The organism is Erwinia sp. L03-1 (assembly GCF_058686115.1).
In genome coordinates, this window is record NZ_CM178762.1 from 2,249,785 (window position 1) to 2,263,263 (window position 13,479).

Below are 13,479 nucleotides of genomic sequence, written 5' to 3' on the forward strand. Positions count from 1 at the left end.
ATGCATTCACCTGGCGTGGATGCATTTAACCACTTTACCTGCGTATTAACGCATCACAGCAGCTTAACAAGGTTGTTAAGCCGGAAATAAAAGGGAAATGCTTAAGCATTTCCCTTTTTATTAGCCTCTGAGATCTGAAGCGTCTGATCTGTTCCACACCGCTCTTATCCTGCCTCTTCCCGTACCTTAATCGTCCGAATCGTCGTCCAGCTCAATAGGGGACACAAAGCCATCGGGTTTAATTGCCAGCAGATCGCAGCGAAGGTGATCGATAACCTGTTCAGCGGTATTGCCGAGAAAGGCCGCTGACAGCCCGGTACGGCCAATGGTGCCCAGTACCACTACGCCTGCGTCAAGCTGCTCTGCCAGTCCGGGGATCACATCTTCCGGCAGACCTTTTTCAACGTGGGTAAACTTTTCATCAATGCCAAACTGCTGGCGCAGCGCCTTCATTGCCAGCAGGTGCTGGCCGCGAATGGCATCGTTATATACGCTGGGGTCAAAGTCGGGCAGCTCAATAGCAATATTGATCGGCGTAACGGGGTAGGCGCCAATAAGATGGACGTCGGTATGATTAACCATCTCTGCCAGCTCCAGCGTCTCCTTCACCAGCCGGGTATTCAGCGGGTCGTGATGCGGCTCCTCGCTGGCGAGGTTCACGGCAACCACGGCTTTACCGCCCTCCGGCCAGGGCTGGTCTTTCACCATCCACACCGGGCAGGGGCACTTACGCAGCAGATGCCAGTCGGTTGGGGTAAAGACCACCGACTGGAGCCTGTCGTGCTGATGTGTCATTTTCAGGACCAGATCGTAATGGCCGTTGAGCACTTCCTGAATAATCGCCTCAAAGGGACGGTTATGCCAGACGACCTTGATATCAATCGTGACCCCGGCATCCAGATAGGCCCGGGCCTGTTCACGTATCCATTCGGTTCGCTGGCTTACCACGCCCTGGCGCATCGTGGATCGTTCATCAGGAGAGAGCAGCGTGGTCATCTCGTAGGAGAAGTCATAAATTGGCAGGAAGGCAGTGATACGACCTCCCAGGCGCTGATTAAGATAGACAGCACGTCGGAGCGCGGGCTGGTCGTCCTGCTGAGGATCGATAGCCACGAGAATGTTTTGATACTTAGCCATAACGGTTTCTCCATACACTGAGCGTGTCAGCTTAAAGATAGCCTAATCAGGTCAGGGGAAGAAGTTAAAAGTTACAGCGGGATCAATATTATAACAAATAATCATAAGCCTGAGGCGTCGCCAGGCTAAGAGGGCGTCGGGCTGGCAGGCCAGCCCGACGAAGGTTCAGGCGATAGCGCGACTCTGGCCGGCAAGCTCTGCCAGCAGGTCGTGGTTTTCAATCGTAATGTACTTACCCTTTACCGCCAGCATACCGCTCTTCTGGAAGCGGCCCAGCAGGCGGCTGATCGTTTCTACCGTCAGTCCCAGGTAGTTACCGATATCACCGCGGGTCATGGTCAGACGGAACTCACGCTGCGAAAAACCACGCTGTCCAAAGCGGCGCGACAGGCCGTAAATAAACGCAGCGAGGCGCTCTTCGGCATTTTTCTTCGACAACAGCAGGATCATCTCCTGATCGCCCTTAATTTCGCCGCTCATCAGACGCATCATCTGCTGACGCAGGCTGGGCATCTTACCGGAGAGGTCATCGAGCGTTTCAAAGGGGATCTCACACACCATGGCGGTTTCCAGCGCCTGAGAGAAGCTGGGGTGTTCGCCCATGCTAATGGCATCAAAACCTACCAGGTCACCCGCCAGATGAAAGCCGGTGATCTGCTCGTCACCCTGTTCGGTGATGGTATAGCTCTTGATTGTCCCTGAGCGAATAGCATAAAGCGATTTCAGCTCATCGCCTGCCTTAAACAGGGTCTGGCCTTTCTGGATCGGCTTTTTGCGTTCAATGATGTTATCCAGCTGATCGAGCTCGTGTTCGTTCAGCGTGAAGGGGATACAGAGCTGGCTGATGCTGCAATCCTGACAGTGAATTGCACACCCGCCAGACTGAATACGCCTGCTGATAATACGCTTTTCAGGGATCATAGTGATACGCTCGACTGATTATTGACTAAGGTCAATTTTAACATTTTTTAGTTACAAAAAGGAACTCATCAGAGCAGTTTTAGCCACATAAAGCAAAAGGGATAGCCCATAGTCAGGCTATCCCTTTACGTAACTTACTGATTCAATGCAGGACTACTTGTTTTGTAGCGGAATGGCTTCGCCATAGCCTTTTGACTCCTGACTTGCCGATATGCGTGCGGGCTGCTCGACGCGGATAATCAGCGTCAAAATCCCGGCAAACAGGTAGAGACCGGTATAGGTCCAGACCACGCCGACGATATCAAAGAAAGGCAGCACCAGCGAAGCGATTGCTGGCGCAAGGAAATTACTGAGACCTGCTGAAAGATTATAAATCGAGATGGCCGCGCCTTTATGCTTTGGTTCCAGCACCGGGAAAACGGCCGTCATCGGCACAAATGCCGCCACGGTAATGCCCAGCATCACGGCGGGTATCATCGCCACCCAATAGTTGTGGCCGAAAGTAACGGGCAGATAATAGAAGGCCAGGCTCGATATCGCACAGCCAAGGCAGCCAAACCAGCGTACCTGGCGGATCCAGCCAATGTATTCGCCCAGCACGCCCCACATGATATTGGTGAAAATGGTGATGAAGAAGAACACCGCCCAGATTTGCAACCACTCGGACATGGTAAAGCCCAGCCTGCCAACAAACAGCAGGGGCATAATCACCGCAAAACCGAACAGCGAAAGCGTGTTAATGATGCGGATCAGACAGGCAAGGAAAATATTGCGATTGGTGAACAGGATGGTCACTGCCCGCGACAGCTCGGTGAGTTTTTCCCGCGTGGAAAGGTTAGCCTTCTCACTTTCCCCCCCGACGTTACGCAGCAAAAACATCGCCATCAGGCCGCCGACGACCACCCAGGCAATGGCAAACCACAGCGTACCCGTTTCGCCCATCCAGGGAATGGTAAAGCTGGGAAGATAGCTACCGACGCAGCCAATACCAATAGAATACATCGCCCAGAACCAGCCCATCGCGGAGGAGAGCCGGTGCTTCGGTACGTTCTGTACGACCAGCATGACGAATGAGTAAATAAAAAGCGGATAGGCCAGGCCGCGAATGCCGTAAAACAGCAGCATCAGCGGATAGTTGCGCATTCCCAGCCCCAGGGTCATAAACAAAATATGCATGATCACCCACAGGAAAAAGCCGATACGCATGGCGCGCTGCGGGGTGATAATTTCAGCCACCACCCCGGAACTCCACGCCGCCAATGCGGCTGCGGCACCATAGAGGGTAAAGACCAGCGCCGACTGAGACGGGGTAAAGCCCATATCGGTAATATGTTTGGACAGAAAGGCCATCTCAAAGCCGTCGCCGCTCATAAACACGGCTATAGCGATATAGCCCCAGAACAGAGAGAGCGGCAGTCCGAACCAGTGTTTTTCTGATTTCATAATAATTCCTCTGATGCATGCAGGGCCCGGACGGACATGGCGGCCGGGTAGAGTTTAGAAACCGAGTGCGCGGGCCTCGCGCTGTTGTTGGTAGAGCAGGCGAAAGTGAGCAAGGCGCTTGCGCAGCACCACCTGGCGTCCCGCATCGGGCAGATACCGTTTCAGCTCCGGCGGCTTGCGGCAGACGGTGGTCTGTTCCCCACCATCCGCCAGCCAGCCCAGCCGCGCGGCACCGAGCGCGCCGCCCGCTTCACCGCCCTGGTGGGTTATAATGGGAAGATCCAACACGTCGGCCATCAGCTGTGCCCACCAGGGACTGCGGGCGCCGCCGCCCGTCAGGGAACAGCATTCCAGCGAGGTGCCCGCTTCGCTCAGCACTTTCATGCCGTCGGCCATGCCAAAGGTCACGCCCTCCAGCACGGCATAGGCCAGCGCGGCGCGCTGCGTACTGTGCGTCAGGCCATGAAAAGAACCCGTGGCATCGGGATCGTTATGCGGCGTGCGTTCGCCCGAAAGATAAGGCAGAAATAGCGGGGCGATCTGCTGTTCGGACAGGCTTAAGGTCGCCACTTCGTAGAGCAGCGTCGTTTCAGATGCACCCAGCAAATCACACAGCCAGCGCAGGGCGCTGGCGGCGGTCAGCATCACGCTCATCTGATGCCAGCGGTCCGGGATAGCATGGCAAAAGGCATGGACCGCAGAGGCGGGATTCGGCCGAAAGCGATCGTTGACGGCAAACAGCACGCCGGAGGTTCCCAGCGAGATAAAAGCATCTCCGGGTTCTACTGCGCCAATGCCTACCGCGCTGGCGGCGTTATCACCGCCGCCTCCGGCTATAATCACCTCTTCGCTCAGTCCCCAGTTTCGAGCCAGTTCAGCCTTAAGCTTACCGGCCGGCTGCGATCCCTCGACGAGGCGGGGCATATGGTCACGCGTCAGACCGCAGGCTGCCAGCAGGCTGTCTGACCAGTCACGTCTGGCCACATCCAGCCACAGCGTACCTGCGGCGTCGGACATGTCGCTGATTTTTTCACCGCACATTTTCCAGCGCAGATAGTCTTTTGGCAGCAATACGCTGGCGGTCTGCGCGAAGATCTGCGGTTCATGCCGTGCCACCCAGAGCAGCTTAGGCGCGGTAAACCCGGGCATGGCGAGGTTGCCCGCGACAGCCGCAAGGTCAGGGGCCATCGTCGTCAGCTCCGCGCACTCCGCCGCGCTGCGGGTGTCGTTCCATAAAATACAGGGGCGAAGCACGCGGTTCTCTCTGTCCATCAGCACGGCACCGTGCATCTGGCCCGACAGGCCGATAGCACGTATCTGCGACCACTCGTCGCCCACTTTCTGCCGCAGTTCACCTATCGCCTGCTGAGTCGCCTGCCACCACTGTGCCGGATCCTGTTCTGACCAGCGCGGATGAGGGCGCTGGACACTCAGCCTGGCCCCGGCGGTGGCAACCACGTCGCCCCGATCGTTAATCACCAGCGTCTTGATTTCCGAGGTACCGGCATCAATTCCCAGATACATAATCGACCCCCTCGTCGCTTACCGGCTGGGGCTGTTTTGCCCAGTCGGTCAGGCTGGTTACGGTGTCCTGTAGCAGGGTGGCAAATTCCGCTTTATGGGCGAGGGGACCAAACAGCGTCTCATCGCTGGCAAAACGCTGTAGCGCATCTTCCCGGCTCAGCAGGGCATGCAGTTCGGGCGCATTGAGCGCACCATCCTGATAGGCATACGGGAGTGCCTCAGCGTGCCAGCGCTGGAGGAAAAGAAAGAACAGGGCGGGCAGTACCGCGGTTGCACGCGGCGTCTCGCCGCTGGCGTAGCGTTCCATTAGCGTGGGGGTGATGAAGCCCGGTATTTTAGAGAGGCCGTCTGCCGCCACGCGCTGGTTGGTGTCACGTATCCAGGGATTCGCAAAGCGGGCCAGCACGACATCACGATACTCTTCAAGGTCAAGCGGGCTGGGCAGAAGCGAAGGGATAACATCCTGCGTGACATACTCCCACGCCATCTCCTTGATCTCCGGGGTTTGCGTACTCTGATGGATGCAGAGCTGCCCCACCAGCGTGCCTGCCCAGGCAATGCAGCTGTGGCTGGCGTTCAGTATACGGATTTTCGCCTCTTCCCAGGGCAGAACCGAGTCCACCAGTTCGACGCCGACATTTTCCAGCGCCGGGCGGCCCGCAGCGAAATCATCTTCGATTACCCACTGAATAAACGACTCGGCCATCACCGGTGCGCTGTCGCGAAAGCCGGTGGCCTTCAGCACGCGCGGTGCGATATCGTCGGTCGGGCGAGGAGTGATGCGATCGACCATAGTATTGGGCGACGTGGTCTGGTCACGCACCCAGGCGTACAGCGCTTCCTCTTTGCGCAGCGAAAGGAAGGTCAAAAAGCCCTGGCGGAAGCGCTCACCGTTATGGCGAAGATTGTCACAGTTCAGCAGGGTGACCGGATCCCCGTGCGCGGCCATACGCGCCAGCAGCACGCGGGTCAGCGCACCATACAGGGTACGCGCTTCGCCCTGCAGGTCAGCCTGAATATCGGGATGCTGAGCATCAAGCTGATGATCGTTATCCAGATAGTAGCCGCTCTCCGTCACGGTAAAGGCAATCACGCGCGTTGCCGCATCGGCCCCCTGAGCAATCATCCCTTTCAGCTCAGCGTCCCAGGGGACAATGGTTCTGATCGAGCTGATTTTTTCGTAGGCGCGATCCCCTTCCGGCGTCACGGTCTCCAGCACATACTCCCCTTGCTGCGCGGTCAGCGATGTCAACAGCGGAACGGCGTCGTCACGAATGTTACTCAGTGCGATATGCCACGCTTTATCCCCCTGTTCGCGCAGGCGGTGGAGATACCAGGCCTGGTGGGCGCGATGGAAAGAGCCAGCACCGATATGCATCCAGACGGAATGGGTTGAAGCAGTCATCATACTCTCCTGTTAATTGGGCATTTGCTCTCACCATGAGCTTTTGCCTGATATGCTATAGACTGCTGTGAAACTGAGCTGATGTCTGCGGAACCGATCACACAATTTGCTTTTGCCCGGAAGCTGGGCAATTATTCAGAGTAAGCTTAGAAAAACATTGCAGAGCACACTCATGAGCAAGCATGACAGGAAGCTGGACCAGGCTGCCCGGGCCGCCTGGCTGTACTACGTTGCGGGGGAAACCCAGCATCAGATTGCCGACAGGCTGGGTGTTTCCCGCCAGGTGGCGCAGCGTCTGGTCGCCATGGCCAGCGAGCAGGGACTGGTAAGCGTCACCATTGCGCATCCGGTCGCAGACTGTATGACGCTGGCCGGGCGCCTTAAAACGCGCTTCACACTCGATTTTTGTCAGGTGGTGCCCTCGTCAGGCGCAGGGGCAGAGGGGCTGCAGCAGATGATTGCCGTGGCAGGGGCGGAGGTGATGGGGCAGACATTAAAGCTCGAAACACCACAGACCATCGCCGTGGGGTCGGGCAGAACGCTGCGCGCCACCATTGATGAATTGCCGCTGTTCGATCGTCCGCAACACAGCTGCGTCTCGCTGATTGGCGCGATTGCCAGCGATGGCTCCTGTACCCGCTACGACGTGCCGCTGTGGATGGCAGAGAAAACGCAGGGACGCTATTTTATTCTGCCCGCGCCACTCTACGCCGATAGCGAACAGGATCGCGCGCTGTGGTGCAACCACCGGATCTATCGTACGGTCACCGAGAAAGCCGCGCAGGCGGATGTGCTCTATGTCGGGATCGGGCAGGTTGCGCCAGGCTGTCCGCTCAATGTCGACGGTTTTATCAGCGACGAGCAGGTTGCCATGCTGGAAAAACAGCAGGTTGCCGCCGAAATGCTCGGGCATTTCATCGGTGAGGACGGACAGCGGGTCAGCAGCGATCTGGATGCGCGGCTCACCAGCGTCAGGCTGACCTCCGCTACCTCACGCAGCGTCATCGCTTTTGCCGGCGGGCAGGAGAAGCATCGGGCAATCCGCGCCGTCCTGAAAGGGGGATGGATATCAGGCCTGGTGACGGACGAAGAGAGCGCCAGATTTGCCCTCGCGGCAGAGGATTAGGGAAAGACGCTCGCCGGGAAGATTTGCTAAACTTGTCCGGCAGTCATTTCCGCGTGAGTCGCCCTCCGCCTCACGCTGACCCTATCGGAGGCATGCCATGACACATCCTGATGATAACGCGCTGTTCAGAGAGGCAATGGGCGACGTTACGCCGCTGAGTGACGGTGAAAATGTTCTCTGGTTACGAGCTCCCACGCTCACTCCTCCGCGATCGCCCGAGGACGACACGCCAGATAATCCGCTGATCGACAGCCTGGACGATCTGCTGCCGCTTATCACCCCGCTGGAATATAAAGCCGAGGGGATCCAGCAGGGCGTGCTGGACAAGCTGCGCCAGGGGAAGTATCGCCCTGAAGCCAGCCTGAATCTCATCCGCCAGCCGGTTGAATCCTGTCGTCAGTCGCTCTATCAATTTATGTGCCAGTCGGAAAAGGACAATATTCGCAATCTGTTAATTATTCATGGTAAAGGCCGGAATACGACCTCTCATGCCAATATTGTGCGCAGTTTTCTCTCACGCTGGCTGCAGCAGTTTGAAAACGTCCAGAGTTTCTGTAGTGCACAGGTTCAGCACGGCGGAAGCGGGGCCTGCTACGTGGCGCTGCGTAAAAGTGAACGTGCGCGCCTGGATAATCGTGAGCGTCATGCTAAACGCAGCCGCTGATTGACAGGACGACAGAGTCACCGAAAAGCGTTATTAACGTGCATACGGCGACGAGGCGTCACTTTGTTTAACCGCATCTGTGGTCTGACAAGGGGTATCATCAGCGATGTATATACAGGGAGAAAAAAAATGGATGCGGCATTGCTTGATATGATGCGCTCTGGCGGAAGAAATAAAGCCTGGGCCGAAACAATGGTTAATCTTGAGGCAAGAAAGCTTATCAATACAGCTAATACGCTGTCTGCTTTCAATCTCAGAGACGGGCTGACCCGGATGAAATTTGTCCAGGAAATAAAAGAGGTTGTAGAGCAGCAGTTCACCGCCGTACGACGCGCAAAGTCTGATGAAGAGTGCATGGCCTGCATAAAAAACCTTAGGGCAGAGACCGAGAATCTTGAAGAGCAGGATCGAATGCTGCGCACGAAAGTAGCGAAACTTTATGCCAAAGTGGAGTTTGTCCGGGAAAATAATAAGATTGTCGGGTATGTGATTTCGGCGGTAAATGTAGTGCTATCAGGCGTGGTGCTCTTCGGTGGTTTTGTGATGTTATCCACAATGGGTCCGATAGGAATGCTGGCCGGTGCGGTCTTAATTGTTGACGGAATTAACGGTTTATCTAAGGAAACAATCAATTTTACACAGCCGACGGGCTACAGACATTCACAGGGAATTGTTGCAGATTCCGTGATGCAAACAGCCCAGTTTATGGGATTCAGTCCGAAAACAGGGCTGGCTTTTTAGGACTCCGTTTGGGAAACGGAAAATATTGTACGTTACGATGATTTTTTGTACTGACTGACATCAACTGGCCGCAAAGGACGATACTTCCCTTCAGCCAGTTTTTTTATTGTTTCGCCAGATAAAGTCTCCAGTCAGATTAATATGCTCCCAGCCCAGCGGAGACAAGTGTGACAACAATTGCTCATTGAGATGTAGCCCCTTTTTTTTCAGCAGGTTAATGGCGTTTTCTATATATACGGTATTCCACAATGTGATCGCGGCGGTAATCAGCGTCAGTCCGCTGGCCCGGTAACTCTGGTTTTCCAGACCTCGATCCCTTATTTCGCCAAGACGATGCATGAAGACGGCTCTGGCAACGGCATTCCGGGCTTCTCCTTTATTCAGACCGGCCTGAACCCTGCGACGCAATGCTGGATCGCGGAACCAGTCCAGCATAAACAAAGTTCGCTCAATACGGCCAATTTCCCTCAGCGCCTTGGCAAGTCCATTCTGTTTCGGATAGCTGGCCAGTTTTTTCAGCATCAGAGAAGCGGTCACCGTTACCTGTTTGATTGAGGTCGCCAGCCTCAGAATTTCATTCCAATGGGTTTCTATCTCTTTGATATTCAGTCGGGTTGTGGAAATAATAGACTATAGAGCTGGATATTTATCAGCCTTCCCCTGAATAAATAACCGTTTGTCGTGAAGATCCCGGATCCTTGGTGCAAAAGCGAACCTCAGCAGATGCATCAGCGCAAAAACATGTTCCGTGAAACCTGCCGTATCGGTGTAATGCTCCGTGATTTCAAGATCACTTTCGTGATACAGCAGGCCATCAAGTACGTGGGTGGAATCACGAACACGGCTGATCACTTTGGTGTAAAACGGACTGTACTGGTCAGAAATATGGGTATAAAACTGACCCCCCGGCTCCTGACCGTACTTCAGATTAACCTGACCCGCATAGCGGCCGTGGCTGCCAATCCGAAAATTCTGGCCGTCAGAAGATGAGGTTGAACCATCTCCCCATAATACCGCCAGCGGACGTGACTTCTGGGCATTAACCCGTTCGGCCAGTGCAGCAGAGTACGTTTCATCACGGATATACCATGCCTGCATATTTTCCAGCGAAGCCCGTGTGGTTCCCGGACAGGACTCTGCCATTTTAGTCAGCCCCAGATTGATGCCATCCGCCAGGATGGTGGTGAGAAACAAACGATCATCCTGCGGGCGGGTAAGCGGGTTCTTCAGGTGGGTAAAATGACGCGTGAAGGCTGTCCATCGTTCAACTTCATACAGTATTTCTGTAATTTTGGGGTGCGGCAACATGTTGTAAATCAGGTCAGCCAGTGGTGAGACTGTTGAAGGAACGCTGTTATCCAGCGGGGTGATCTTTACACCTTTATCTGAAATATCCACATCGGGAAGATCCCCGGCGGCGGCCATTGCATTAACTTCCTCAAGCCGGGAGGCCAGTAGCGTCAGCCTCGCCTTAAGATAAGCCCCGCATTCTGTTTCAACAGGTAAATTTAACTGGTTATTATTTAATAACTTTTCGAAATCGTCGCCAGGCATAAGATAGTCATCAAAGTCTTTGTAGCGCCGGGAGCCCCGGACCCATATATCACCGGCCCGCAGTGCCCCCTTGAGCTCGTTCATTGCGCAAATTTCATAGTATTGTCGGTCAATACCTGAGGGAGTGACCACCATCTTTTTCCAGCTCTCAGGAATGAAATCCAGCGGTGCCGATGAAGGAACCTTTCTTAGCTGTTTACGGTACATCTCACGGATAGTATCAAGGGCATTATTAAGTGGTAAGGCGGCCGGAGTGGCCCTCAGTTGCAGCGCCGATAACAACCGGGAAGAATATTTACGCAGCGTGCTGAATTTTTCGGTAATAAGATGAAGTGGTCCGAAATTATCCTTAGGTGCAAGGAGTCGGGTTTCCTCCAGGCTGGCGGCAAAATTTTCCCACGGTAATATCTGTTCAACAGCAGACAGAGGGTCTTCGCCTGCGTTGCGTGCATCCAGGATCGCCTGCCCAACGGAAACGAACGGGCCCATACGTTGGGTAAGTACCGGGGAAAACAGGCCGATCAGGAACGGCATCAGAAAGTCCTGTACTACCGGCAGGTCAAGAAACTCAGTATCAGGGACACAGCGGATGCAACGGGATACAGCCCTTCCCAGATATGCCGCATTCAGGCGCTGTACCGACAATCAGAAGCGAGTGATTTTGGTTAAGTCGTGATTGCTGTATGATGCCGATGAGTATAACCGCTTATATATTGAGGGATTAATAATGGCAAGAGCACTGGCCTGCCTGGGCGACAAAACAAGTTATGGGGAAATCATTTCTGCCACTGCGACCTGGTTTGAGGGAAATAAAGCAATAGCCCGGACCGGTGACAAGGCATCATGCAGTAAATGTGATGGCTACTTTGAACTTCTGGCTTCGGCTCAGGACTGGGCCGAAGAAGGGCGGGCTTATGTTGCCACGGGTGACAGAGTATTATGCCATTGCCCGGACCATTACGTTTTCGGCTCTGCCACACAGTATACCAGCACGATGCCGGGTACCCTGACCTCCCGCAATACCCATCATACCTCCATTACTGCACAGCAAGCTCAGGACTCCAGCGCCCAGAACTGTATTCGCTTTCAGTGCGCCGGTGACGGGGGGCAGCTAATGGCCGGTTGCCGTTATACCCTGATGTTCGCGGACGGACGCTCTGAAGCTGGCGTTACCGATGAGCACGGGGTTACTGGATGGCATTATGCCGAATCGGCAGACGATATCAGCCTGCATATTCTTACGGACTGAGGAAAACATGTATGTCAGACAACAGATGGAGCGGTGTGCACGGCAAAAACTCCGGGCTTGATGGTGATAAAACGTCAACAGGGGCAGTCTGTTATGCCGGGAGTCAGGGCTGGTCGGTGAACGGAAGGCGAAAGCTCTACGTGGGCGATAAAACGTCACTCTGCCCGAAGTGCGGGCAGCCAGGAGTGATTGCTTCCGGCGATCTCCGGCAGACCAACCCACAAGGACGGGCCGTAACCGTCGATGGTTCACCAGTACGCTGTGGATGTGCGACCGGAACGAACTTCGGCGGGAAATCCGTCAACGGCAAAAATTGTCAGCGCACAGAGCCAGCCGGCACAGCAACCTTCTTCACGTAACACCCTTCGTTTTCAGTGTGCCGATGATGACGGCAGGCTGATGGTGGATTGCCGATACGTTCTGATATTCCCGGAAGGCCACACCGAAACGGGGAGTACGGATAACCAGGGGATGACAGAGTGTCATTTTGCTGAATCCGCTGAAAATATTAACCTGCATATATTAATGGATTAATGATGGCTGTTTACCACCTCAGTACCCGTATTAACTCTAATGTCCCGGCTGATTCTTTGTTGTATGACCTGTGCATTTATCGCATGGACTCCAGCAGGAATAAATATCCTCTGGTGGATGTGAAACAACAGCCGTTTCTGGGTAATTATGAAACACAGAGTCACATGACCGGAAATATAAATGAGTTACTCTCGACCATTTATATTATGGAAATGAAGCTTTACCGGAAAATCATGTTACACACGCACTGTGTAACGCCTGTTCCGTTCACTAAGATGTACACGCTGGAAGAATTTACATCAGGCAAAGCCTGGTCTCCGGTGAAGCGGGAAAACCCCCGTTATTTTGAGTCAAAAGGGACAATGAAGCCTGAAAGTCAGGGGGGCGAAACAAAGCAGATAAAAATCACCATTCCTGAACGACCGTTTATTGCGAAAGAATACTCCATTGGTAATCCCAGAGACCCTTTTGAAAAAAACAAAATTGAATCTGAGATAAACGACAGATTTTATCATTATTCTTACCCTTATCAGGATAGGGCAAGTGTATGTGGACCTGCTGCATTTTTTTACTGTGTTCAAATGGACCGTCCTGATGTATATGCACAAGCTGCCAGGGAACTATGGCGGTATGGAAAGACTAAAATAGGTGCACTGACAATCTCCCCTGGCGAAGGGTGTAAACACCCTTCAGGTATGTTTTATACAAGTGGAGGTCAGCCAAGGATCTTAGGGCTTGACTGGATGACACTGGCTGGACTCAGGGATTCAGAGAATACCATGCTGAGCTTTGATGCTCTTGATTCTCCAGTTGCTGGCATCACAATGTGGCAAACACTAACGGAATGGTTTGAAAAGGCCGGTTATGAAAAGGTGTTCAGTAATGTAGGAATCACTCAGGCAGGCGCCCAGGGAATCAGAGATTTAAATAAGTATGTAGAGCAAGGCCATAAAGTCGTGACATTAATAAATGATGGACTGCTTGAAGGTAGTACAAACAACACGACATTACCTACGCACTGGGTTGTATGGGATGGTTCTGTAACACAGGATGATAATGGGTATGTTAATTTAAAATTATTTTCCTGGGGAAGGTCAGCTAACTGGATTAAACAGAAAAAAGATTTGCAATTTTTTATCAATAGATTCTTCGGGGGGATGGTTTTCAAACCATTAAAATAG

The 13,479-nt window shown here is 53.8% G+C and carries 10 protein-coding genes and 3 pseudogenes; 7 read left to right on the top strand and 6 right to left on the bottom strand.

The genetic code is table 11. From position 1 onward, the window contains the following. Nucleotides 1–186: 186 nt before the first annotated feature. The 5 genes from uspE to dalD all read right to left on the bottom strand — a co-directional run bounded on the left by uspE (nt 187) and on the right by dalD (nt 6,430). The gene (gene uspE / locus AC4PCC_RS10490; RefSeq protein WP_067701718.1) at nt 187–1,137 is read right to left on the bottom strand and encodes a universal stress protein UspE; all 951 of its coding nucleotides are present in this window, start codon (nt 1,135–1,137) and stop codon (nt 187–189) included. Nucleotides 1,138–1,302: 165 nt separating this feature from the next. Further along, nucleotides 1,303–2,058, bottom strand: coding sequence for a fumarate/nitrate reduction transcriptional regulator Fnr (fnr, locus tag AC4PCC_RS10495; protein WP_067701719.1), 756 nt, complete (start codon nt 2,056–2,058; stop codon nt 1,303–1,305). Nucleotides 2,059–2,211: 153 nt separating this feature from the next. Then, the gene (locus AC4PCC_RS10500) at nt 2,212–3,501 is read right to left on the bottom strand and encodes an MFS transporter (protein WP_492127332.1); all 1,290 of its coding nucleotides are present in this window, start codon (nt 3,499–3,501) and stop codon (nt 2,212–2,214) included. Between the two features lie 54 nt (nt 3,502–3,555). Then, complete coding sequence (gene xylB, locus AC4PCC_RS10505) at nt 3,556–5,025, bottom strand: xylulokinase (protein WP_492127333.1); 1,470 nt, start codon at nt 5,023–5,025, stop codon at nt 3,556–3,558. After that, nucleotides 5,009–6,430, bottom strand: coding sequence for a D-arabinitol 4-dehydrogenase (dalD, locus tag AC4PCC_RS10510; protein ID WP_492127491.1), 1,422 nt, complete (start codon nt 6,428–6,430; stop codon nt 5,009–5,011). Before dalD ends, xylB begins: the two co-directional genes overlap by 17 nt. A 172-nt stretch (nt 6,431–6,602) precedes the next feature. Between dalD and AC4PCC_RS10515 the strand changes: the two genes are divergently transcribed. From AC4PCC_RS10515 to AC4PCC_RS10525, 3 genes and pseudogenes are all read left to right on the top strand, one after another. Next, a complete protein-coding gene (locus AC4PCC_RS10515) occupies nt 6,603–7,556 on the top strand; it encodes a sugar-binding transcriptional regulator (RefSeq protein WP_492127334.1) in 954 nt (317 codons plus the stop codon). 97 nt (nt 7,557–7,653) lie between these two features. After that, complete coding sequence (gene smrA, locus AC4PCC_RS10520) at nt 7,654–8,220, top strand: DNA endonuclease SmrA (RefSeq protein WP_492127335.1); 567 nt, start codon at nt 7,654–7,656, stop codon at nt 8,218–8,220. Between the two features lie 129 nt (nt 8,221–8,349). Further along, nucleotides 8,350–8,955, top strand: a pseudogene (locus tag AC4PCC_RS10525) (DUF4225 domain-containing protein); the annotation flags it as partial. A 38-nt stretch (nt 8,956–8,993) separates the two neighbouring features. On the opposite strand, the pseudogene AC4PCC_RS10530 reads toward AC4PCC_RS10525, so the two are convergent. Next, nucleotides 8,994–10,992 (bottom strand): annotated as a pseudogene (locus AC4PCC_RS10530) (Tn3 family transposase); the annotation flags it as partial. Here AC4PCC_RS10530 and AC4PCC_RS10535 point away from each other — a divergent pair. The 4 genes and pseudogenes from AC4PCC_RS10535 to AC4PCC_RS10550 form a co-directional block, all read left to right on the top strand. Continuing rightward, nucleotides 10,984–11,184 (top strand): annotated as a pseudogene (locus AC4PCC_RS10535) (helix-turn-helix domain-containing protein); the annotation flags it as partial. The pseudogenes AC4PCC_RS10530 and AC4PCC_RS10535 overlap by 9 nt on opposite strands. Nucleotides 11,185–11,242: 58 nt before the next feature. Then, nucleotides 11,243–11,764, top strand: coding sequence for a PAAR domain-containing protein (locus AC4PCC_RS10540; RefSeq protein ID WP_492127336.1), 522 nt, complete (start codon nt 11,243–11,245; stop codon nt 11,762–11,764). An 11-nt stretch (nt 11,765–11,775) separates the two neighbouring features. Continuing rightward, on the top strand, nt 11,776–12,123 hold the full coding sequence (locus AC4PCC_RS10545; protein ID WP_492127337.1) for a PAAR domain-containing protein: 348 nt from the start codon (nt 11,776–11,778) through the stop codon (nt 12,121–12,123). Nucleotides 12,124–12,300: 177 nt separating this feature from the next. Continuing rightward, a complete protein-coding gene (locus AC4PCC_RS10550; RefSeq protein WP_492127492.1) occupies nt 12,301–13,479 on the top strand; it encodes a hypothetical protein in 1,179 nt (392 codons plus the stop codon).